18 protein-coding genes and 1 other RNA gene are annotated in these 20783 nt (G+C 69.1%); 6 read left to right on the top strand and 13 right to left on the bottom strand.

Features of this window, described 5'->3' with window-relative positions; genetic code table 11:
- Positions 1 to 4 precede the first annotated feature (4 nt).
- From dnaX to IM760_RS08270, 5 genes are all read right to left on the bottom strand, one after another.
- Positions 5 to 2011 carry a DNA polymerase III subunit gamma/tau gene (gene dnaX, locus IM760_RS08290; RefSeq protein ID WP_204428258.1) on the bottom strand — a complete coding sequence of 669 codons (2007 nt, stop codon included), beginning with the start codon at positions 2009 to 2011 and terminating at the stop codon, positions 5 to 7.
- Between the two features lie 357 nt (positions 2012 to 2368).
- An RNA gene (ffs, locus tag IM760_RS08285) (signal recognition particle sRNA small type) lies at positions 2369 to 2465 on the bottom strand.
- 96 nt (positions 2466 to 2561) lie between these two features.
- Positions 2562 to 3014 carry an Hsp20 family protein gene (locus IM760_RS08280; protein ID WP_204428256.1) on the bottom strand — a complete coding sequence of 151 codons (453 nt, stop codon included), beginning with the start codon at positions 3012 to 3014 and terminating at the stop codon, positions 2562 to 2564.
- A gap of 188 nt (positions 3015 to 3202) precedes the next feature.
- Complete coding sequence (locus IM760_RS08275; protein ID WP_228234297.1) at positions 3203 to 3850, bottom strand: 2OG-Fe(II) oxygenase; 648 nt, start codon at positions 3848 to 3850, stop codon at positions 3203 to 3205.
- 95 nt (positions 3851 to 3945) lie between these two features.
- Positions 3946 to 4422: a YbjN domain-containing protein gene (locus tag IM760_RS08270; RefSeq protein WP_204428254.1), complete on the bottom strand. Its 477-nt coding sequence runs from the start codon at positions 4420 to 4422 to the stop codon at positions 3946 to 3948.
- A gap of 292 nt (positions 4423 to 4714) precedes the next feature.
- Between IM760_RS08270 and IM760_RS08265 the strand changes: the two genes are divergently transcribed.
- From IM760_RS08265 to IM760_RS08250, 4 genes are all read left to right on the top strand, one after another.
- Positions 4715 to 5389: a hypothetical protein gene (locus tag IM760_RS08265; protein ID WP_204428252.1), complete on the top strand. Its 675-nt coding sequence runs from the start codon at positions 4715 to 4717 to the stop codon at positions 5387 to 5389.
- Between the two features lie 209 nt (positions 5390 to 5598).
- On the top strand, positions 5599 to 6147 hold the full coding sequence (locus IM760_RS08260; RefSeq protein WP_204428250.1) for a PadR family transcriptional regulator: 549 nt from the start codon (positions 5599 to 5601) through the stop codon (positions 6145 to 6147).
- A 171-nt stretch (positions 6148 to 6318) separates the two neighbouring features.
- The gene (locus tag IM760_RS08255; RefSeq protein ID WP_204428248.1) at positions 6319 to 7380 is read left to right on the top strand and encodes a DUF2804 domain-containing protein; all 1062 of its coding nucleotides are present in this window, start codon (positions 6319 to 6321) and stop codon (positions 7378 to 7380) included.
- Positions 7374 to 7910 (top strand): DUF4282 domain-containing protein, encoded by a 537-nt coding sequence (locus IM760_RS08250; RefSeq protein WP_204428246.1) that lies wholly within the window; start codon positions 7374 to 7376, stop codon positions 7908 to 7910. Before IM760_RS08255 ends, IM760_RS08250 begins: the two co-directional genes overlap by 7 nt.
- 50 nt (positions 7911 to 7960) lie before the next feature.
- On the opposite strand, the gene IM760_RS08245 is transcribed toward IM760_RS08250, so the two are convergent.
- The 8 genes from IM760_RS08245 to IM760_RS08210 all read right to left on the bottom strand — a co-directional run bounded on the left by IM760_RS08245 (position 7961) and on the right by IM760_RS08210 (position 17003).
- Positions 7961 to 10117 (bottom strand): acetyl-CoA hydrolase/transferase family protein, encoded by a 2157-nt coding sequence (locus IM760_RS08245; RefSeq protein ID WP_204428244.1) that lies wholly within the window; start codon positions 10115 to 10117, stop codon positions 7961 to 7963.
- Between the two features lie 111 nt (positions 10118 to 10228).
- The gene (locus IM760_RS08240; protein ID WP_204428241.1) at positions 10229 to 10795 is read right to left on the bottom strand and encodes a ZrgA family zinc uptake protein; all 567 of its coding nucleotides are present in this window, start codon (positions 10793 to 10795) and stop codon (positions 10229 to 10231) included.
- On the bottom strand, positions 10759 to 11808 hold the full coding sequence (locus tag IM760_RS08235) for a CobW family GTP-binding protein (RefSeq protein WP_204428239.1): 1050 nt from the start codon (positions 11806 to 11808) through the stop codon (positions 10759 to 10761). The genes IM760_RS08240 and IM760_RS08235 overlap by 37 nt, the downstream gene beginning before the upstream one ends.
- On the bottom strand, positions 11805 to 12845 hold the full coding sequence (pyrC, locus tag IM760_RS08230) for a dihydroorotase (RefSeq protein ID WP_204428238.1): 1041 nt from the start codon (positions 12843 to 12845) through the stop codon (positions 11805 to 11807). The genes IM760_RS08235 and pyrC overlap by 4 nt, the downstream gene beginning before the upstream one ends.
- Before the next feature lie 2 nt (positions 12846 to 12847).
- On the bottom strand, positions 12848 to 14026 hold the full coding sequence (locus tag IM760_RS08225) for an acetyl-CoA C-acetyltransferase (RefSeq protein WP_204428236.1): 1179 nt from the start codon (positions 14024 to 14026) through the stop codon (positions 12848 to 12850).
- A gap of 109 nt (positions 14027 to 14135) precedes the next feature.
- Positions 14136 to 14264, bottom strand: a complete 129-nt coding sequence (gene cydX, locus IM760_RS08220) for a cytochrome bd-I oxidase subunit CydX (protein WP_204428234.1) — start codon at positions 14262 to 14264, stop codon at positions 14136 to 14138.
- A gap of 12 nt (positions 14265 to 14276) precedes the next feature.
- Positions 14277 to 15407: a cytochrome d ubiquinol oxidase subunit II gene (cydB, locus tag IM760_RS08215; protein ID WP_204428232.1), complete on the bottom strand. Its 1131-nt coding sequence runs from the start codon at positions 15405 to 15407 to the stop codon at positions 14277 to 14279.
- 12 nt (positions 15408 to 15419) lie between these two features.
- Positions 15420 to 17003, bottom strand: coding sequence for a cytochrome ubiquinol oxidase subunit I (locus IM760_RS08210; RefSeq protein WP_204428230.1), 1584 nt, complete (start codon positions 17001 to 17003; stop codon positions 15420 to 15422).
- A gap of 281 nt (positions 17004 to 17284) precedes the next feature.
- Here IM760_RS08210 and cydD point away from each other — a divergent pair, with 281 nt between their 5' ends.
- Complete coding sequence (gene cydD / locus IM760_RS08205; protein ID WP_204428228.1) at positions 17285 to 19015, top strand: thiol reductant ABC exporter subunit CydD; 1731 nt, start codon at positions 17285 to 17287, stop codon at positions 19013 to 19015.
- Positions 19008 to 20681 carry a thiol reductant ABC exporter subunit CydC gene (cydC, locus tag IM760_RS08200; protein ID WP_204428226.1) on the top strand — a complete coding sequence of 558 codons (1674 nt, stop codon included), beginning with the start codon at positions 19008 to 19010 and terminating at the stop codon, positions 20679 to 20681. Before cydD ends, cydC begins: the two co-directional genes overlap by 8 nt.
- The last annotated feature ends 102 nt before the right edge of the window (positions 20682 to 20783 follow it).

The raw sequence follows: 20783 nt of genomic DNA, 5'->3' as shown, positions 1-20783 counted from the left end.
GGGCTCAGAGTTCCCGCGGGCGGATGCTGTTTTCATCCAGGCGGGCGTTGAACTGGTCGATCAGGGTCCGCACGGTGTCGTCGTCGAGCAGCGCCTGGCGGGCCTCCGCCAGGCGCTCGGCGCGACGGGCCTGGTCCAGGGCCTCCGGCGTGTCGCCGGCGTCAGCCTCGAACTCCAGATTGAGTCGGATGCGGCGCTGGAAGTAGTCGCTGAGGGCGCCGGCCAGCTCCTGGGTGCGCTCCTGGCTAACCAGCACCTGATGGCCGGTGGCCAGGCGCAGGGTCCACTGGTCCTGGTCGCGGGCGGTCAGCACCGCGTTGCGGGCCAGGTTGCGCACGGTGCCGTCCAGGGGCAGCCGTTCCACCAGGGCCGCCCACCAGGCCCCCACCTCCTGATCGGAGCCGGGCTCGGCCAGGGGCAGCGGAGCGGCCTCCTGGCGCGGCGCCGGGGTCCGGTCCGGAGCCGGTTCGGCGCGGGCGGCCGCCGCCGGTGCCTCACGGGCCGGCGCGGGGGCCGCCACCGGGGCGTCGTCCGCCATGGCCGGGGGCGCCTCGTCCCAGGGCGGCGGCTCCTCGTTCCAGGGCGGGGGGTCGTCGTCGCGGGCGGCGGGCGGCACCGGTGCGGCCCCCTGATTCGCCGGCGCCGGATCGGCCGGCACCCGGGCTTGAGCGGGTGCCGGCGACTCGGCGGGCGCCGGCTTGCGCCGGGTGGCCTTGTCGTCACCCAGCAGGGCCCGCAGGTCGCCGGGGGTGGCGGTGGGCCGGTCCGCCGGCGCGCTTTCTGGCGGGGTCGACGGTACCGGGTTTGCAGGGGCCGGGTTCGAATGTGCCGGGGGCGCGGCGGAGGGCGCCGGGGCGCCCGCCGTGGAGGAGCCGCCGCCGGCGGCCGGCGCCGGCTCAGGCTTTTTTGCCGGGCCCCGGGCCTCCCCGCCGGGCAGCACGCCACGCGGGGAGAACAGCACCATGCGCAGCAGGCTCATTTCCAGGGCGGCGCGGGCGTCCGGCGCCTCCTGCACGTCCCGGCGGCCGCGCAGCGCCACGTCGTAATACAGCTGGATCTGTTCCGCCTGGAAGCGGCCGGCCAGCGCCACCATGTCCGCGTCGGCGCCCTCGCCGCCCAGGGCCTGGATCACCGCCAGCTCGTGCAGCGCCGCCACCACCTCGTCGAGCAGCGCCAGCTCGTCCGGGGCGTGCTCGGCGATGCCGGCCAGCGCCCGCAACACCGCCGCCGCCTCACCGCCGGCCAGGGCCTCCAGCAGGGTACGCACATGGCCCCGGTCCACGGTGCCGAGCATGGCGCTCACCGCCTGCTCGCTGAGCTGCTCGCCGCCGAAGGCGATGGCCTGGTCGGTGAGGCTCAGGGCGTCGCGCATGGAGCCCTGGGCGGCGCGGCCCAGGGCCAGCAGCGCCGGCTCCTCGAAGCGGATCATCTCCCGTTCCAGCAGCGTCTTCAGGTGCCCGGCGATCTGCTCCGCCGGCAGCGCCTTGAGGCTGAACTGCAGGCAGCGGGACAGGATCGTCACCGGCATCTTCTGCGGGTCGGTGGTGGCGAGCAGGAATTTCACATGGGGCGGCGGTTCCTCCAGCGTCTTCAGCAGCGCATTGAAGGAATGGGCCGAGAGCATGTGCACCTCATCGATCAGGTACACCTTGTAGCGGCCCCGGGTGGGCGCGTACTGCACGTTTTCCAGCAGCTCGCGAGTGTCCTCCACCTTGGTGCGGCTGGCGGCGTCCACCTCGATCAGATCCACGAAGCGTCCCTCGCCGATTTCCTTGCAGGTGGGACACACCCCGCACGGCTGGCTGCTGACGCCCTCCTCGCAGTTCAGGCAACGCGACAGAATCCGCGCAATGGTGGTCTTGCCCACGCCGCGGGTGCCGGTGAACAGGTAGGCGTGATGCAGGCGATCCTGATCCAGCGCATGGGTCAGCGCCCGGGATACATGCTCCTGACCGACCAGCTCGTTGAAGGTGCGCGGGCGGTACTTGCGGGCTAGAACCTGGTAACTCATCGCTCTCCAGCCGGACGGCGTTCGGGGGCTTCGGGAAAACCCGTATGCTAGCGAATCTCGCCGGTGGGGGACAGCGGATCGACCAAACAAGGCCCCGACCACCTTGCATTCTCAAGGTACTTTAGGGAAATTATCGATTGGAGATAAATTTGCTAATCTGGCTATAGAGACGGGATTTATCTTCGTCTACAGGCTCCGATTCGCAACAATCTTATTCAGAAAGGGATGATCTGGAGCCCGAGCCACGGGGATACCGCGTTCACGGTGCCGCTGTTTGATGCGTTCCTGAAACGAGTGATGCCCGAGTTCGAACCGGGCTGAGCGAAAAAATAAAACGGTGAAGGAAATTGGAGGCCTTCCCGCCAGCCGCACCCCGGCACACGAGTCCACTGCTACCGTTGCTCCCTTCCGGGCCTGGCGGGGTTCACAGTTTGTCGTTGCGGGGGGACCGGCGGGTCGGCCATCGCTCGCCTTTCAGCGAGCGCGCATTGTGGCCAAAGGCCCGGGCCTTTGCAAGCGCCCGGGCCGCCGGCTCCGGTCGGGCGGCGATTTATTCGCCGCCGCCGCCATCGACGGTGTGGCCGGCGCCCTGGATCGGCACCTGCCGGGGCTTGGCGGACTCCGGAACCACCCGGGTCAGGGCCACCACCAGCAGGCCGTCCTCGAAGCGGGCGCCTTCCACCTGCACGTGGTCCGCCAGCCGGAAGCTGCGCTCGAAGGCGCGCCGGGCGATGCCGCGATGCAGCCAGGTGCGGGTGTCGTCGGGGGCGCTTTCGCGGGGCTTGCCGGTGATGCGCAGCAGATTCTCCTGGACGGTGATGTCCAGTTCGTCGCGGCCGAAGCCGGCCACCGCCATCACCACGCGGTAGGTGCCGTCCTGCTCGCGGATGATGTCGTACGGCGGGTAGCCGTTGGATTGGTCGGCGCGCAGCACGCTTTCCAGCCAGTCGTCGAAGCGATCAAACCCCACTGAATGTCGGAACAGGGGTGCCAAGGTGTTCATCACGTTACCTCCAATACATCTCGAACGGTCCCCGAAGGCGACCGAAAGGACAAGGTCAGTGTCGTGATTAGCCGGCTAAAGCTGTCACTGGGGATAATTTCGGGGTGGGCGGGGAATTTTCAAGGCCTGGGTCGCGGCTGAAGCCGCTCCTACAACGGCCTGCTCCGTAGGAGCGGCTTCAGCCGCGATCAGCGGGCCGGGTCGGCGGCGACGGCGGTGCTGTTGTTGCAGCGGAACCAGCCGGCGATGCTGAGCCGCTGGCGCTGGGCTTCCAGCACCTCATGGGGGATGCGGTCGCTGAGGAAGCACACCAGGGTGCCGGCGCGGGGCGCCACGTCCAGGTCCGGCACGGTGGCGTCCGGCTCCGGCCAGATGCGCAGGCGGCCGCCCTCGTCGTCGCGCCAGTCCCGGTTCAGGTAGAGCACCGCCGAGAGCACCCGGCCGTTGTTGCCGTTGAAGGCGTCCAGATGGCGGCGGTAGAAGGCGCCCGGGTCGTACAGGGCGAAGTGCGCTTCCAGGTCGAACAGCCCCAGGAACAGGGCCCGGTTCACCGCCAGCCGCAGCTGTTCCATCTCCTCGAGCAGTGTGCACTGGGCCAGGGTTGAGCCGTCCAGCCACAGGGTGCGGTCGCGGCGTACCCGTTCGTTGCGGTGCTGCTCACGGCCCCGGCCGATGCCGGCGGCCTGGAATTCGCCGCGGCGGTCGCGCGAAAGCGCTTCCCGGCGCAGGGCGCGAATCAGATGGGCGGGGAAATAGTCCGGCGCCACCGCGTAGTGGCGCGCCACCAGATCGTCGATCAGGCGCTGGCAGCGGTCGCCGCCGGGGCCGCCGATCACATCGGCCGGGTTGGTCAGGGTCGTTTCCTCGGGGCCGGGGCCCGTTTGTATGGTCGTGCCGGGGGCAATCCCATCGCGGCTAAAGCCGCGATACCTCAGTGCAGGGCACCACCGGATTCCGGCGGGGGCGTGTCGTCCTCGTCCGGCCAGAACAGCCAGTCGGCCTGCTGGCAATCTTCCAGCAGTTGCACGGTGGCGTCCAGGGTGGCCTGCACGAAATAGATGAACTGGTCGAAGGTCACGCCCTGGCGGCCCAGCAGCAGGTCGCAGGCGACCATGCGCGGCAGGGCATCGTCGTTGATATCCAGGAACAGCTTGAGGGACGGATAGTCCATGTTCAGGCGGCTGAGTTCGGCCTGGGCGGCGAAGATCGCCGCGGGCCGCAGCTCCAGCTCGGTGGAGAGCAGCAAACCGTCCTCCTCCACGAACAGGCGGGCATCGACCACCCCTTCCCGGCTTTGCAGCTCGGAGAAGTGCAGGCCGTGGCACTGATCGCAGATGTAGAACTGTATGTTGGCCTGTTCCAGCCAGCGCGTGACTTGTTCCGCGTCCGGCGTCACCACCGTGTGCATGGGCACGCTCCTTTATCCGGGGGCGCATGATCCGGCATTCAGGGGGGAAAAGAAAGGGTCAAAAGGCGAGTTGAAAGTTGAAAGCGAAAAGTTGAAAGCGCGGACCAGGCCGTGCCCGCGGGCCGGCCGTGCCCGCGCCCTGCGAATACGACAAGACACGATTGCCGCATATGCAATTATCCCAATCAGCACGCGCCTTTCCCTTTTAACTTTCAACTTTAAACTTTCAACTGCTCGCCGCGCCCTTATGATGCCAAAGGAGACAGCCTGTTTATCCGGACAAGGATTCCCCATGACCCAGACCTATGTCGCCTTCCGCGCCAGCGACCGCCTGCACCGGCTCACCGACGGCTTTATCCACCGCATGCGCGACGGCGCCCGGGAGCCGGAACCCAGGGTGGTGGAGCAGATCATGACCACCTTCATCGACGAGGCGCTGGACGCCTTTTTCCTGACCCCGGCGTCCTATTCCGGGCTGGGGACCACCCAGCGGCGGCTGGTGCGGCTGGCCTCGGACACCATTTCCAAGGCCAGCGGCGTGGTGATCGGGCGCAGCGCGCGCAAGATGGCTCTGAAGCAGAACCAGGCCGCCGCCGAGTACATGGACGAGATTCGCTTTCCGGGTCCGCAACACGCCTGGTGGTACGTGGGCTTCCCCATCGACGCGGCGCTGGCGGCGCGCGGGCGGGGTCTGGCGGAACGCTGTCAGGAGGGGCATTTCCAAGGGGCGCGCGAGGACCTGGTGCACTATCTGCGCGCCGTCACCGACCGTGCCCTGGAGTGGTACTTCAACAAACCCATCGAGCTGCTGCGCTTCGGGCCGATTCTGCGCAAGGTGGCGGCGGTGGGCGTGGACACCACGCGCAAGGCCAGCTACGGGGTGATCGGCAAGGTGATTCCGAATCTGGACGATGAGCAGCTGTTGCAGTCGGCGCTCTACTATCGCGATATGCAGGTGCGCCATTAGGAACAACCGCATTAGCAACAACCACATTGCCGACTTTTTTCCTCACTGAAGAAAACACGCTGGTAACAAATACTTACGCTCGTACCGCAGGCAGAAGGAATAACACCAAGTTTTTACAAAAGTGCGTATACAACGGATTGCGCAGCACTTTGGCCGCTCTCTACTATCAATTGTAAAGCACACGATAACGAAACAACGAGGAGTGAGCCGTGTCTTTGCGCCATGCCATTCTTGTCCTTCTGCAAGACCAGGAAGCCAGCGGCTATGACCTCGCCAGGGAGTTCGCCAACAGCATCGGCCTGGTTTGGAACGCCACCCATCAGCAGATCTATCTTGAACTGGGGAAACTGAGTGAACAGGACATGGTGCGTTACCGCCATGTGCCGCAGGAAGGGAAACCGGACAAAAAGCTGTACAGTCTGACCGACGCCGGCCGTGCCGAACTGGTGCGCTGGCTAAAGAAGCCGGCGGGGCCGGCGCGCATCCGCGACGCCTTCATGGTGAAGGTGGCCGGCGGCGCGCTGGCCGATACCCAGGTGCTGCTCAGCGAACTGGACACCCTGGCCAAACAGCGGCGCGAGCGGCTGGCCACGTTCGAGGCGCTGGCACAGCGGCTGGATGAAAGTGGCCGGGACGAAAACGTCTACAACTACCTGACCGTGCGCCGCGGCATTCTCGACCAGCGGGCCTGGCTGCAATGGGCGGAGGAAGTGCGCCACTCCCTGGAACACCGCTCCGCGGACAGCACCGCCTCGTAATCCCACGCCCCCTTCTCCTTCGGGCGCGCCTCTCTTCCGTTCCGGCATCCTTGCCGCCGGCGAGAGAGGCGTCCGCCCTGGACTGTCCGACAGAACCGAGCGCTTGCTTGCCCGCCGTGAAAGCGCTGGCTATGTTGAGCGCTTCGTCTTTTATCGGGGACCGGGACCGCCATGCACATTGCCAAGGGGTTTGATCCGCGCCTTGACCCTCAGCCCACCGAGCTGGTGGCGCCGGACGGCCAGGTCCGCCTGGGCTTGTTTCCGGATACGGTGGCGCTCATCAACGGGCGCGATCACGATTACCGGCGCCCCCTGGGGCAGCCGGCGCCGCGCCGGGCCAGGCATTTCCATTACAAACAGTTCCAATATTTCGGCCTGGTCAGCGACGACCTGCTGATCGGCTGCGCGCTGGCCGATACGGCGTACCTGGGGCTGGCGTTCTTCTATGTGTTCGAGCCCGCCAGCGGGCGGCTGCGCGAGCACACCTGGCGCTCGCCGCTGGCGCGGGCGCTGACGCTGAGCGCCTCGCCGCTGGACGGCGAGAGCCGCTTTGATCAGGGCAAGGTGTCGATCCGCATGGGTTACCAGGAGGGCGCGGACGGCCGGCACAAAAGCCTGCGGGTGACCTTGCCGGACCTGGAGCTGCGGGCGACCCTGCACGAGCCGGCGGGCTACCGACCCATGTCGCTGTGCACGCGCACCGGCATCAGCGGCTGGACCTACGCCAACAAGGTGGCCGGCGTGGACGTGGCCGGTACCCTGCGGCGGGACGGGCGGGAACAGGATCTGGCGGCGCTCGGCAACGCCGGCGGGCACCACGATTTTTCCGCCGGCTATATGCGCCGGGAAACCTTCTGGAACTGGGCCTGCCTGTCCGGGCGGGTGGACGGCCGGCGGCTGGGTTTGAACCTGTCCTGCGGCGTCAACGAGACCGGCGTCAATGAAAACTGCCTGTGGCTGGACGACGTGCTGGTCAAGGTCGACGGCGTGCGCTTCGACTACCGCCGCGACGATTTGCAGCAGCCCTGGCGGGTGACCAGCCGTTGTGGCCAGGTGGCGCTGACGTTCACGCCCCTGGGTCGCCACCGGGAACGGCTTAATCTGGGTCTGTTCGCCAGCAACTTCCATCAACTTTTCGGGCGCTTCGATGGCGAGATCCGCCTCGCCGGCGAGGCGCCCCTGACGGTACGGGGCCTGCACGGCTTCGTCGAGGAGCAGTACGCGAAATGGTAGACGAGCAACCGCAACGCCCCACCCCGCCGGAAGGCGACGAGGCGCCTCAGGGCGAAGCCGTGAACGAGCGCCTGCGGCGCGGCTGGTTCTGGGCGTGGGAGTACTGGCGGGAGTTGTTCAATTTCCGCTTCGACAAATACATGATCATTCAGGTGATCCCCGGCGTATACGGGGTGGCCCTGGCGGCCATCGTGCTGGGACTGCTGTATCTGTGCGTGGAAGCGTTCATGGCGTCCACCTGGCGGGGGCTGTTTTTCCTGTTTATCGGCGGGCCCTTGCTGTTTCTGTTCTGCGCCACGCTGCTGCGGGCGCTGCTGGAGTTCTACATGGTGGTGTTCAAGATTTCCGCCCATGTGGACCAGCTGGCCGGGCTGCGCGACACCGTGGACCGGCTCTCCGGCATCGGCGATTCGGTGGACGAGATGGTGTCGGTGACCCGGCGCATTCCGTTCTGGCGGGTGCTCTCCAGCCGCCGCCGCCCACCCCCACCTCCCCCGCCGCCCCGCGACGGTGATGGGGATCGCGACTGAAGTCGCTCCTACAGGGGACTTTGTAGGAGCGGCTTCAGCCGCGATCCGCCTTAGCCGCGATCCGCGTCCAAGGCGGTAAGCAGTAACCGCTGATACAGCCGCTCCCGCAGCCCGTCCGGTTCCGCCAGCCCCATGCGCGCCAGCGCCTCGGCGTGCTGCTCCGGGTCGTGGTCGTGCAGCAGCGCCTCGCGGGCCAGCTTGAAATAGTCCTTCTGGCCCACGGTTTCCTTCAGCCAGGTGAGCGCTTTCAGCAGCCGCTGCTCGGTGGCGTCGAAGTCCGTGCCCAGGGGGAAGGTGGCGAAGGCCTGGTCGTCGCCCTGCTCCGCCACCCGGCGCAGGAAGTCCGGGTTGTTGTGCCGGAAACGTTCCGGGATCTGATAGTCGTGGCGCAGCTTGCCGGCGTTCTGAGCCTGCTCCATCAGCTCCACCTGGAAGCGGCTGTCGGCCACGTTGAGCATGGCCATCACCACTTCCTCGTCGGTTTTGCCGCGCAGGTCGGCGACGCCGTACTCGGTGACCACCATATCGCGCAGGTGGCGCGGGATGGTGTTGTGGGCGTAGGAGAACAGCACATTGGACGCCGCCTCGCCGCCGCGCTGGCGCCAGGCACGGGTCATCAGAATGGAACGCGCGCCGGGCAGTTCGTGGGCCTGGCTGACGAAGTTGTACTGGCCGCCCACGCCACTGAGCACGCGGCCGTCGTCGAGCTGGTCGGAGACCGCCGCGCCCAGCAGGGTGACGGTGAAAGCGGTATTGATAAAACGGGCGTCGCGCCGCTGGGCGATGCGCAGTTCCTCGCCACCGTACAGGTCGTTGATCTGGTTGACCCGGGTCATGTTGATCCTGGCGCGGGTCTCCTCGTCCAGCTCGCGCAGCCGCTGGTAGAAGGATTGCGGCCCCAGAAAGAACCCGCCGTGCATGATGATGCCGCCCTGCAGGCTGTCGCCCAGCCAGGTTTCCAGGGCCTCGCGGGTGTCCGGATGGTCCAGGTCGTTGGGCACGCTGTCGTCGTTGGGCAGGCGCAGGCGGTTGCCCTCCACGGTCAGGCCGTGGCGCAGCACGCCGAAGTCGGTGAGCCGCTTGAGCTGCTCCGGGCGCAGCGGCGAGGAAATGTGCCGGCGCCGGCGCAGCCCGTCGATCAGGTCGAGACCCGGCACGCATTCGGCGTGCTCCAGGCATTCCCGCTGCAGGCCGATCCAGTCGTACACCGGCCGGCGGATGATGCCGTCGTCGATCAGCCGCAGCAGACCGTGGGTCATCATCTCGCTGCAGCCGTACAGGCCCAGTTCGAAGCGGCCGTCGCCGCCCTCCCGGTGGATCAGGTCGCGGTGTTCCTCGGGCAATTCCAGAGCGTCCAGCAGCGTGCGGTAGTCGTCGTTGCGCTGCTCCCGCCGGCGGGTGTGGTGCACCAGGGCGTCGCCCAGGGCGCCAATGCCGATCTGCAGGGTGCCGCCGTCACGTACCAGGGTACTGGCGTGCAGGCCGACGAAATGGTCCTGCAGCACCACCGGCATGTTGGGGGTGCTGAACAGGCGGGTCTGCGCCCGGGGATCGTCGATCACGATGTCCATCTCGTCGAACCACTCGCCCAGTTCCGCGTCGTTGCCCATGAACGGCAGATCGTGGTGCACCTGCCCCACCGCCACGATGGTTTCGCCGGCCTCGCGGCGGGCCTTGAGCATGGGCAGCAGTTCCAGGGTCACTTCCGGGTTGCAGGAAAAGCTGTAGCGGCGCCCGTCGCCCTCGCCGCGCACCGCCAGCAACTGGGCCACCACATTGACGCCGCGGGCGTTGATGTCGCGGGCGGCGTGGGTGTAGTTGACGCTGATGTAGTGGCGCTGGGCGGTTTCGCTGCCGAGCAGACTGCCCGGCTGGAAGAAGAATTCGTAGACGCGGATGTTGTCCGGCAGGGCGTCCTTGCGCACCGCCTTGAGGTAGTCCAGTTCCTCGTAATCACCGAATACCCGGTCCGCGAACGGCGCCAGAAAGCGCCGCTCCAGGTCGCTGCCGGCGGCGGGCCGGCCCAGGGACAGGGCGGTGTAGATGTCCAGGGACAGGGACGGGTCGGCCTCCACGCGCCGGTACAGGGCATTGACCAGCCGGTTGGGCTTGCCCAGCCCCAGCGGCAGGCCCAGGCGAATCTCGCCGCCGGTCAGTTCGATAATGCGATCGGCGGCCTGGTAGGCGTCATCCATTCGCTCGGGCACGTGGCGCTCCTTCTTATTGGTGAGTCATTGCGTGAGTGACTGGCCTGCCGGCAGCATACCCGACCTGGCCGGGCCACCGGGTATAGCTTTGAAAAATATGCGGGGCCGTGCCTAACCGTCGGCGTCGCCAGCCCCTTCTGCTTCAACAAGGGGAATGCGGGTCTGCGGCGCGCGCACGGTCCGCGAGCGCTCGCCGCCCGGGCCCACCACCAGGGTCTCCAGCGGCACGCCGTTGACGAACTCCAGCAGCGGGATGTCCACGCCCAGCAGCGCTTCCGGATGCTCGCAGCGCCAGGCATAGCGGCCCTGGAAAGTGACCGGCGGGGTCGGGTTCGCGGTGGTCAGCCCGGTGTCCGCCTGTTCGCGGGTGACGCTGCACAGGGCCTCGGGCATGGGCTCCAGCACGTTGCGGGCCTCGCCGAGCCGCTGCAGGGCCTCGGTGACCGCCATTCTCTCGTCGTCGTTGGCGGGTGCCCGTTCGAAGCCCACCACCTGGCTGGCCGGCAGGGTCAGCCGCGCCACCAGCGCCTGGCCGTGCAGGGCCAGTTCCAGACTGCCGGCCTCCCGGCGGTCGCCGTCGCCGGCGGCCAGGGCGCCGGCGCCAAGCACCGTGCCCAGTACGGCGGCGGTCAGGGCCGTCCCTATTCGTGTGAGCCGTGTGAGTCGCTTGAGTCGCAAGTCGGTGCCTCCTTGAGCGCCAGACGCCGGCGCCAGTCCGCCAGCCAGCGGGCCGGCCGGTCCGGGTCGTCGCCGGCGGCGATCACCACCAGACGGCTGTCGTCGTCGCCGTCCGGCCAGGCGGGCAGCGGCGCCATCTCCACGGGCTGGCCGGTGACCGCCTGAATCAGCAGCGGGCCGTCCAGTTTTTCGATGGCCACCAGCCCCTTGAGGCGCACCAGCTCGTCGCCGGCGCTGTCACGCAGCGCGGCCAGGGCCTCCTGCAGCCGATCATAGGGGATTCGCCCGCGCCAGCGAAGACCGGCGGGATGCAGGCGGTGGCCGGGACCGGACAGGGCAGCGGCCGGGGCCAGGGCGGCGCCCGGCGCCAGCGGCCCGGTGGGCGCCAGCGCGCCGGTGATCCGGCACCGCCTGGGGAAGTCCCGGTCCAGCAGGCCGGCGTCGGCGGACGCGGCCTCTCCCACCTCGGCGCGGGGATTGAGCCGGCGCAGCTGTTCGATCAGAGCGCTTTGGTCGCCGCCGGCCCGGTCGGTCTTGGTCAGCAGCAGCACGTCGGCGGCGGTGACCTGCTCCAGGGCCTCCGGGTGCCGGGCCAGGGCCGCCTGGCCGGCGACGCGGTCCACCGTGGTCAGCACCGAACGCAACCGGAAGCGCTTGCGCAGCCAGGCATCCTGCTCGAGCACCGCGGTGACCCCGAACGGGTCGGCGGCGCCGGTGGTTTCCAGCAGCACCAGGGAAAACGGCGGCAGGTCGCCGCCGGCCCGGGCCATATAGAGGTTGCGCAGGGTGGTGCGCAGGGTGCCCTGCACCGCGCAGCAGACGCAGCCGCCGGCCAGCAGGCTGATCGGCGCGCCCACCCGGCGCGCCAGGTCCTGATCGATGCCGATGTCGCCCAGTTCGTTGATCACCACCGCCAGGTCGCCGCGCTGGCCCAGCCAGCGGTTGAGCAGCGTGGTTTTACCGCTGCCCAGGAACCCGGTCAACACCACCAGGGGAACGGGCGGGGGGCTCATTGCCCGCGGATCGCCCAGGGCAGTGCCTGGCCGGCCCAGAACGGCACCATCGCCTCGCCGGCGGCGGTGACCGTGTCCGGCACCGCCCAGTCGCGGCGTTCCAGGGTCACGGTGTCGGTGTTGCGCGGCAGGCGGTAGAAGTCGGCGCCGAAGTGGCTGGCGAAGCCCTCCAGTTTGTCCAGGGCGCCGAAGCGGTCCAGGAAACTGGCGTACAACGGCAGGGCCGCGCGCGCCGAGTAACAGCCGGCGCAGCCGCAGGCGGCTTCCTTCTTGTTGCGCGCGTGGGGGGCCGAATCGGTGCCCAGGAAGAAGCGCGGGTGGCCGTCCAGCACCGCCCGCTGGATGGTTTCCTGGTGGGTGCGGCGTTTCAGCACCGGCAGACAGTAATTGTGCGGGCGCACGCCGCCCACCAGCAGGTCGTTGCGGTTCATCAGCAAATGCTGCGGCGTGACGGTGGCGGCGGTGAGCTCGCCGGAGTCGCGCACGAAGTCCACCGCCTCGCCGGTGGTGACGTGCTCAAAGACGATGCGCAGGGCCGGGTAACGCTCGCGGATGTCCTTCAGGTAGCGGTCGATGAACACCCGCTCCCGGTCGAAGATGTCGACCTCCGCTTCGGTGACCTCGCCGTGCACCAGCAGCGGCACGTCGTGCTTCTCCATGGCCTCGTAGAGGTGGCCGATGCGGCCCGGGTCGGTGACGCCGCTGTCGGAGTTGGTGGTGGCGCCGGCCGGGTACAGCTTGAAGGCGTGCACGAAGTCACTGGCGGCGGCGCGGGCCACCTCCTCCACCGGCGTCCCGTCGGTCAGGTACAGCACCATCAGCGGCTCGAAGCCGCTGCCGGCGGGCGCCCGCTCGAGAATACGGTCGCGGTAGGCGGCGGCCTGGGCCACGGTGGTCACCGGCGGCGTCAGGTTGGGCATGACGATGGCCCGGCGGAACACCCGGGCGGTGGCCGGCACCGTTTCGGCGAGCATCTCGCCGTCACGGAAGTGCAGGTGCCAGTCGTCCGGCCGGGTGAGGGTCAGGGTGTCGGCCATGATCAGCGTTCCACCGCCAGGGCCACGCCCTGACCGCCGCCGATGCACAGGGTGGCCAGGCCCTTCTTCACGTCCCGGCGCTGCATTTCGTGGAGCAGGGTCACCAGCACCCGGCAGCCGGAGGCGCCGATGGGGTGGCCCAGGGCGATGGCGCCGCCGTTCACGTTGACCTTGTCGAAGTCCCACTCCAGTTCCTTGCCCACGGCCAGGGACTGGGCGGCGAAGGCTTCGTTGGCTTCGATCAGGTCCAGTTGATCCAGGCTCCAGCCGGCCCGCTGCAGACAGCGGCGGGTGGCGGACACCGGGCCGATGCCCATGATCGCCGGGTCCACGCCGGCGCTGGCCTGGCCGGCCAGGCGCGCCAGGATCGGCAGGCCCAGCTCGCGGGCGCGGGCTTCGCTCATCAGCATCACCGCGGCGGCGCCGTCGTTGAGCGCGGAGGCGTTGCCGGCGGTCACGGTGCCGTCCTTCTTGAAGGCCGGGCGCAGGCCGCCCAGGGAGTCGGCGGTGGTGTCGGCGCGGGGCTGCTCGTCGGTGTCCACCACCTTGGGCTCGCCCTTGCGCTGGGGCACTTCCACCGGGGTGATCTCATTCTTGAAGCGGCCGGACTCGATGGCCGCGGCGGCCTTGCGGTGGGAGGCGGCGGCGAACTGGTCCTGCTGCTCGCGGGTGAGGCCGTATTTTTCCGCCAGGTTCTCGGCGGTGATGCCCATGTGGTAGTCGTTGAAGGCGTCCCACAGGCCGTCCTGGATCATGGAGTCCACCAGGCTGGCGTGGCCCATGCGCAGGCCGGTGCGTGCCTTGGGCAGCACGTAGGGGGCCAGGCTCATGCTCTCCTGGCCACCGGCGATCACCACGTCGGCTTCGCCACAGCGGATCGCCTGGCTGCCCAGGTGCACCGCCTTGAGGCCGGAGCCGCACACTTTATTGATGGTCAGGGCCGGCACTTCCTGGGGCAGGCCGGCCTGGATGCCGGTCTGGCGGGCCGGGTTCTGGCCGGCGCCGGCGGTGAGCACCTGACCGAGGATCAGCTCGCTGACGGTGGCCGGGTCCACGCCGGTATCGGCGAGCAGCCGGCGGACCACGATCTCGCCCAGTTTGGTGGCGGGCAGGTCCGCCAGGCCGCCCTGAAAGCGGCCGATGGCGGTACGGGTGGCGGCGACAATGACCACGTCTTGCATGGGGTTCTCCCTCGATCAACGACAACAGGATTCAGCGAAAGGCGGCCATTTTAGGACCTGTTCACCCTATTTGCATCACACCCGCCGTCGTCGGTCCCGGGTACCGCTCTCAGACGTCGCCGTCGTCGCCCCGCTGTCGCTGTTGCTCGGTGACCTCGTTCAGCTCGAACCACATGGCGTTGAGAATGGCGAAGGTGCAAGCCAGACCGACACCGAGAATCCAGGCGAAATACCACATTGTCGGCTCTCCTCAGTACATGTCCTTGTTGACGTCGCTTTCGCGGACCTTGCCCCACAGCACCTTGTACACCCAGGCGGTGTAGAGCAGCACGATGGGCAGCAGAATCACGGTGGCGATCAGCATGATGCCCAGGGTGTAGTGGCTGGAGGACGCGTCCCAGACCATCAGGCTGTGCCCCGGCTCGGAGCTGCTGGGCAGGATCACCGGGAACATGGACACGCCCACCGTGGTGATGATGGCCGCCACCGACAGCTTGGAGCCCAGGAAGCTGAGCGCGCCGATGCGCGCGTACAGCCCCAGCATGGCCAGGGCGGCGCCGGCGAAGCCCACCAGGGGCACCAGCCAGAGCAGCGGCTGGGCGCCGTAGTTGGCCAACCAGGCACCGGCTTCGGTGGTCATTTCCTTGCGCAGCGGGTTGCTGGGACCCACCGGGTCCAGGCCGCCCACCACCTGGTAGCCGTCCATGGCGCTGACCCAGAAACCGCCAATGGCGAACAGCACGATGACCACGGCGGCGGCGATCATGCCGTACCGGCGGGCGCGCTCGGCGGGCTCGCCGTCGGCCTTGATCTGCAGCCAGGTGGCGCCGTGCAGCACCAGCATGGCCAGCGACACCAGCCCGCAGAGCAGCGCGAACGGGTTCAGCAGGCCGAAGAAGGAACCGGTATAGAACGGCCGCAGGTCGCTGTCGAAGTGGAACGGCACGCCCTGCAGCACATTGCCCACGGCGACGCCGAAGATCAGGGCCGGCACCACGCCGCTGAAGCACAGGGCCGCGTCCCAGCGACCGCGCCAGGCCGGCTCGTCACGCTTGGAGCGGAACTTGAAGGCCACCGGACGGATGATCAGCGCCACCAGAATCAGGAACATGGCCAGGTAGAAGCCGGAGAAACTCACCGCGTACAGCGCCGGCCAGGCGGCGAAGATGGCGCCGCCACCGAGAATGAACCACACCTGGTTGCCTTCCCACACCGGCCCCACGGTGTTGATCACCTGGCGGCGCTGGCCGTCGTTGCGGGCCACCGCCGGCAGCAGCGCGGCGACGCCCATATCAAACCCGTCGGTCACCGCGAAGGCCACCAGCAACACGCCGAGCAGGGCCCACCAGATCAACCGCAATACGTCATAGTCGAACAGCATGGCGTCGTCTCCTTATTCCTGCGGCCGGGCGAAGGCCGGCGAAAAGCGCTCGTCGAGCCGGGCGGGATCGTCCGCGCTCTCCTCTTCCTCGGGCCCCTTGCGGATGTACTTGAGCATCAGCTTGACCTCGATGATCGCCAGGGTGGTGTAGATCACCAGGAACCCGGCCAGGGTGATCAGGATGTCGGTGACGCCGATGGAACTGACCCCCAGGAAGGTGGGCAGCACCCCTTCGATGACCCAGGGCTGACGGCCGTACTCCGCCACCAGCCAGCCCAGCTCCGCGGCCACCCAGGGCAGCGGCAGGGTCAGGAACGCCACGCGCAGGAACCAGCGCGGCACCTGCCGGCGCAGGGACACCAGATAGAAGGCCAGACCGAACAGGGCGATCATGTAGAAGCCGATCACCACCATGAAACGGAACGACCAGAACAGGGCGAACACATTGGGCATCGCGTCGCGGGTCGCCTGGGCGATCTGCTGGTCGGTGGCCTCGCGGGGGTCCGCCACGTATTTCTTGAGCATCAGCGCGTAGCCCAGGTACTCCTGGTTTTCCAGGAAGGTCTGGCGGGCCTCGGCGTTGGCCTCGTCCACCTTGAGCGTTTCCAGGGCGTCGTAGGCCAGGAGGCCGTCGCGGATGTGCAGCTCCGAAAGCGCCATCAGCTCGAGAATGCCGGGGATTTCCTGGTCGATGCTGCGGGTGGCGATCAGCCCCATGACCCAGGGGATCTTCAGCTCGTAGTGGGTCTCCTGGGCCTCGCGGTCGGGGATGCCGAACAGGGCGAACGGCGCCGGCGCCTCCTCGGTGTGCCACATGCCCTCGATCATCGCCAGCTTCATTTTCTGGTTGTCGGTGATGGTGTAACCGGACTCGTCACCCAGCACCACCACCGACAGGGCCGCCGCCAGGCCGAAGGACGCGGCCACCGTGAAGGAGCGTTTGGCCAGGGCCTTGTGGCGCCCGCGCAGCAGGTACCAGGCACTGATCGACAGCACGAACACGGCGCCGGTGACGTAACCGGCGGCCACCGTGTGCACGAACTTGGCCTGGGCCACCGGGTTGAAGATCACCGCCGCGAAATCCACCACTTCCATGCGCATGGTGTCCGGGTTGAACACCGAACCCACCGGGTTCTGCATCCAGCCGTTGGCCACCAGAATCCACAGCGCCGACAGGTTGGAGCCCAGCGCCACCAGCCAGGTCACCGCCAGGTGCTGCACCTTGCCGAGTTTGTCCCAACCGAAGAAGAACAGCCCCACCAGGGTGGCTTCCAGGAAGAACGCCATCAGGCCCTCGATGGCCAGGGGCGCGCCGAAGATGTCGCCCACGTAGTGGCTGTAGAACGCCCAGTTGGTGCCGAACTGGAATTCCATGACGATGCCGGTGGCCACGCCCATGGCAAAGTTGATGCCGAACAGCAGCCCCCAGAACTTGGTCATGTCCCGCCAGATGGTGCGCCCGGTCATCACGTAGACGCTCTCCATGATGGCGATCATGAAGGACAGACCCAGTGTCAAAGGAACGAAGAGGAAGTGGTACATGGCCGTCATCGCGAACTGAAGCCGCGACAATTCGACCAGTGTGGCGTCGATCATTGGTGTTCTCCCCTGACTACAAACCGGCGACCGGCCAGACGACCGCCCGCCTATTCGCGAAAGGACCTCCGTGGCCTTCCAGTTCGAGGTGGTGCGCGCGTGATGGTATACGCGCCGAAATGCCGATGCCTTGAGCGAGATCAGGGTCACACGGGTGAAAGCCCGCCGGATCACGTCTACCATTGACCGCCTCCGATCCGTGCCTCTGGCACCATGGTCAGAATAGCACCGCAACCGGGCCTCTTCACGTCACCTTGACCACGGTGGAAACGACAAACGTCATGTCCATTGATCCACATCAAATCGATCCGGCCACCTGGCTCGCGGACCAGCGCCGCCACGCGCCGCGCATGCTCCGGCGGCTGCTGCTGACCGCGCTGGCGGACGCGCCCCTGGCGATCGTGCAGGCCGCCCTGCTGGCCTGGCTGGCCGCCAACCTGCTGGCCGGCCGGGGCGGCCTGTGGACGCCCGCGACCCTGTTGCTGCTGGCGCTGGCGCTGCGCGCCGTGGCCGGTGCCGCCCGGGCCCGCTACAGCGCCGGTGTGGCCGCCGACATCACCCGGACGGTGCGCGAACGGGTGGCCGACGCCCTGCTGCGCGGCGCCGGCGCCGCCCTGCCCCCCGGCGAGGCCAGCACCGCCCTGCTGGAGCAGGCCCAGGCGGTGGGTCGCTACCACGCCGGCTTCGCCGTGCAGCGGCGGGTGGCGAGCCTGGCCACGGTGCTGTTCCTGGTGGCCGCCTTCAGCGTGGACTGGATCGTGGGCCTGATCTTCCTGTGCACCGCCCCGCTGATCCCGGTGTTCATGATGCTGGTGGGCACCGGCGCCCAGCGCGCCGCCGACCGGCAGCTGGACAGCCTGCGTTTTCTCGGCGGCTACTTTCTTGATCGGCTGCGCGGCGTGCTCACGCTGCGCGCCTTCGCCCGCGAGGAGGCCGAGCGGCGCGCGGTGGACACCGTCAACGGCGAATACCGCCGGCACACCATGAAGGTGCTGCGCATCGCCTTTCTCACCTCGGCGGTGCTGGAACTGTTCGCCGCCCTGTCGGTGGCGCTGGTGGCTCTGTATGTGGGCCTGCATCTGCTCAAGCTGGTCGCCTTCGGCCCGGGCCCGGCGCTGACCTTCGGTACCGGCCTGTGGCTGCTGTTGCTGGCGCCGGAGTTCTATCAGCCCCTGCGACAGCTGGCCGCCGGCTACCACGACCGCGCCGCCGCCCGCGCCGCCGCCGAGGTGCTGGCGCCGCTGCTGGCGGCCGGCGGCCAGACCGGCGACGGGCCGGTGGCAACGGCGGCAACGGCGGCGATGGCCACCGATGCCGGCCCGCCACCGGCGCTGACCCTGGACGCACTGAGCTTCCGCTTTGCCGATGACCAGCCGGCGCTGTTCGAGCAACTGTCCGCCACCCTGCCCGCCGGCGGCTGCCTGCTGCTGCGCGGCGACAGCGGCACCGGCAAAAGCACCCTGCTGCGGCTGATCGCCGGCCTGCTGGCGCCGCAACAGGGCGCCGTGCTCCATGACGGCCGCCCGGCGCCGCTGCTCACCGAGCACACGGGGCGGCTGGCCTGGGCCGGCCAGCACCCCTGGTTCGTGCACGGCACGGTGGCGGAGAACCTGCGGCTGGTGGCGCCGGAGGCGGACGACGCCGACCTGGAGGCGGTATTGGCGGAATGCGGCCTCACCGCCCTGCCCGCCGGTCTGGCCACGCCGCTGGACGAGAATGGCGGCGGCCTGTCCGGCGGCCAGGGCCGGCGGCTGGCCCTGGCGCGGGCCCTGCTCAGCCCGGCGCCGCTGCTGCTGCTGGACGAACCCACGGCGGAACTGGATCCGGCCTCGGAGGCCCGGCTGGTGGACGCCCTGGCGGCGCGCAAGGGTACCCGCACCCTGGTGATCGCCACCCATTCCCCGGCCCTGGCACCGCTGGCGGACCACAGCCTGTGGCTGAGCGCCGCGCCGGCCCCGGGGGAAAAGGAAGAGACGACGCCGCGCCACTGGGAGGCGCCCGCCCATGACTGATTGCCAAGCGACCACCGGCGCCTGGCTGCGCCGGCAATTCCGGGGCCAGGGCCGGCGGCTGACCCGGGCGGTGCTGCTGGCCACGGTCACCGCGCTGGCGGCCATGGCCCTGCTCGGCCTGTCCGGCTGGTTCATCAGCGCCGCCGCCCTGGCCGGCCTGGCCGCCGGCGGGCCGGCGGTGGCCTTCAACCTGCTGGCGCCCAGCGCCGGCATCCGCGCCCTGGCGGTGGGCCGCACCGTGTCCCGCTATTTCGAGCGGCTGGTCAGCCATGACGCCACCTTCCACGTGATGCAGCGCCTGCGCACCCGGCTGTTCGCGGCGATCCTGCCGCGCGTGCCGGGGCCGCTGTCGTCGCTGAGCGGCGGCCATCTGCTGGAACGCCTGCTGGGCGACGTGGAACGGCTGGAGAACGCCTGGCTGGGCCAGGCCCAGCCCACCCTGGTGGCGGCGGTCACCGCCCTGGCCCTGCTGCTGGCCGCGCTGGCGGTGGCCGGCGCCGGGGCGGCGGCGCTGCTGCTGGCCGGCTTCCTGGTGATGGCCGTCTTGCTGCGCGGTCTGGCCAACGCCTCCGCCGAACCGCTGGCGCAGCGGGCGGCCTGGCGGGAGCGGCTGCGCGGCGATCTGGTGCAGGCGCTCAACGGCCTGCCGGACGTGCTCGCCTATGGTCTGCGGCCGACCCTGCTGGCCGGCTGGCGCCCGCGACTGGCGGCGCTGGCCGGGCTGGAGCACCGGCTGGCCTGGCGACAGGCGCTCACCCAGAGCCTGATCCAGAGCCTGATGCAGGCCCTGTCGGTGGGCGTGCTGCTGCTGTTGATCGGCGCGGTGGGCGACGGCACGGTGAGCGCGCCGCTGGCCCTGGGCCTGATGCTGATGGTGCTGGCCGCCGCCGAGGTCACCCTGCCCCTGGCCGCCGCCTGGCAGGGCTGGCCGGACACCCGCACGGCGGTGACCCGGCTGGACGCGCTGATGAGTACGCCGCTGCCCCGCGCCGCCGCCGATGGCCACGCCGAACCGGTGGCCGACGGCCGCCTGACGGTGCGCGATCTGAGCTTCGCCTGGCCCGGGCAGGCGCCGCTGTTTGCCCGGCTGAGCTTTCACGTGGAGGCCGGTTCGCCCCTGGCGGTGGTGGGCCCCAGCGGCGCCGGCAAGTCCACCCTGTTGCATTGCCTGATGGGGCTGCAAAGGGCCGACACCGGCGAGATCCGCTTCGGCGGCGTGGCCCAGGGGCAGGCGGACGCGGACGCCTGGCGGCGGAGCTTTGCCCTGATGCTGCAACAGCAGCAGCTGTTCACCGGCAGCCTGCGCGACAATCTGCGCCTGGCCCGCCCGGACGCGGACGACGACCGGCTCTGGCTGGCCCTGGAACAGGCGCGGCTGGCCGACACGGTGCGCCGGCGCGGCGGCCTGGACCTGTGGATCGGGCCCGCCGGCCTGCATCTGTCCGGCGGCCAGGGCCGGCGCCTGGCCCTGGCCCGGGTGCTGCTGCGCGACAGCCCGGTGGTGCTGCTCGACGAGCCGTTCACCGGCCTGGAGCCGGCCACCGCCGACGCCCTGTTCGAGACCCTGCAACGTGAACTGGCGGAGCGGGTGCTGGTCATGGTCACCCACGACCCGCGCCAGGCGGAGCGCCTGCCGGAGACGTTGACGCTGACGCCCGCGCCCTGACATCTCTGTTGGAGCGGCTTTCGTCCCGATCAAGGCCTGGCGGGGGCCGCCCTGCCGGGCTATCGCGGCTAAAGCCGCTCCTACGGGGGTTGGGGTTATCGC

Source organism: Alloalcanivorax marinus (genome assembly GCF_016906305.1).
Lineage (GTDB): Bacteria > Pseudomonadota > Gammaproteobacteria > Pseudomonadales > Alcanivoracaceae > Alloalcanivorax > Alloalcanivorax marinus.
This window is presented reverse-complemented; position numbering and strand designations above follow the sequence as displayed.

Bases quoted from the DNA above. Each gene is read 5' to 3' on its own strand.
- cydX (WP_204428234.1), bottom strand. From the start codon at position 14,264: ATGTGGTATTTCGCCTGGATTCTCGGTGTCGGTCTGGCTTGCACCTTC.
- IM760_RS08265 (WP_204428252.1), top strand. From the start codon at position 4,715: ATGACCCAGACCTATGTCGCCTTCCGCGCCAGCGACCGCCTGCACCGG.
- IM760_RS08235 (WP_204428239.1), bottom strand. From the start codon at position 11,808: ATGAGCCCCCCGCCCGTTCCCCTGGTGGTGTTGACCGGGTTCCTGGGC.
- dnaX (WP_204428258.1), bottom strand. From the start codon at position 2,011: ATGAGTTACCAGGTTCTAGCCCGCAAGTACCGCCCGCGCACCTTCAAC.
- IM760_RS08225 (WP_204428236.1), bottom strand. From the start codon at position 14,026: ATGCAAGACGTGGTCATTGTCGCCGCCACCCGTACCGCCATCGGCCGC.
- IM760_RS08250 (WP_204428246.1), top strand. From the start codon at position 7,374: ATGGTAGACGAGCAACCGCAACGCCCCACCCCGCCGGAAGGCGACGAG.
- cydB (WP_204428232.1), bottom strand. From the start codon at position 15,407: ATGCTGTTCGACTATGACGTATTGCGGTTGATCTGGTGGGCCCTGCTC.
- IM760_RS08210 (WP_204428230.1), bottom strand. From the start codon at position 17,003: ATGATCGACGCCACACTGGTCGAATTGTCGCGGCTTCAGTTCGCGATG.
- cydD (WP_204428228.1), top strand. From the start codon at position 17,285: ATGTCCATTGATCCACATCAAATCGATCCGGCCACCTGGCTCGCGGAC.
- pyrC (WP_204428238.1), bottom strand. From the start codon at position 12,845: ATGGCCGACACCCTGACCCTCACCCGGCCGGACGACTGGCACCTGCAC.
- IM760_RS08255 (WP_204428248.1), top strand. From the start codon at position 6,319: ATGCACATTGCCAAGGGGTTTGATCCGCGCCTTGACCCTCAGCCCACC.
- IM760_RS08270 (WP_204428254.1), bottom strand. From the start codon at position 4,422: ATGCACACGGTGGTGACGCCGGACGCGGAACAAGTCACGCGCTGGCTG.
- cydC (WP_204428226.1), top strand. From the start codon at position 19,008: ATGACTGATTGCCAAGCGACCACCGGCGCCTGGCTGCGCCGGCAATTC.
- IM760_RS08280 (WP_204428256.1), bottom strand. From the start codon at position 3,014: ATGAACACCTTGGCACCCCTGTTCCGACATTCAGTGGGGTTTGATCGC.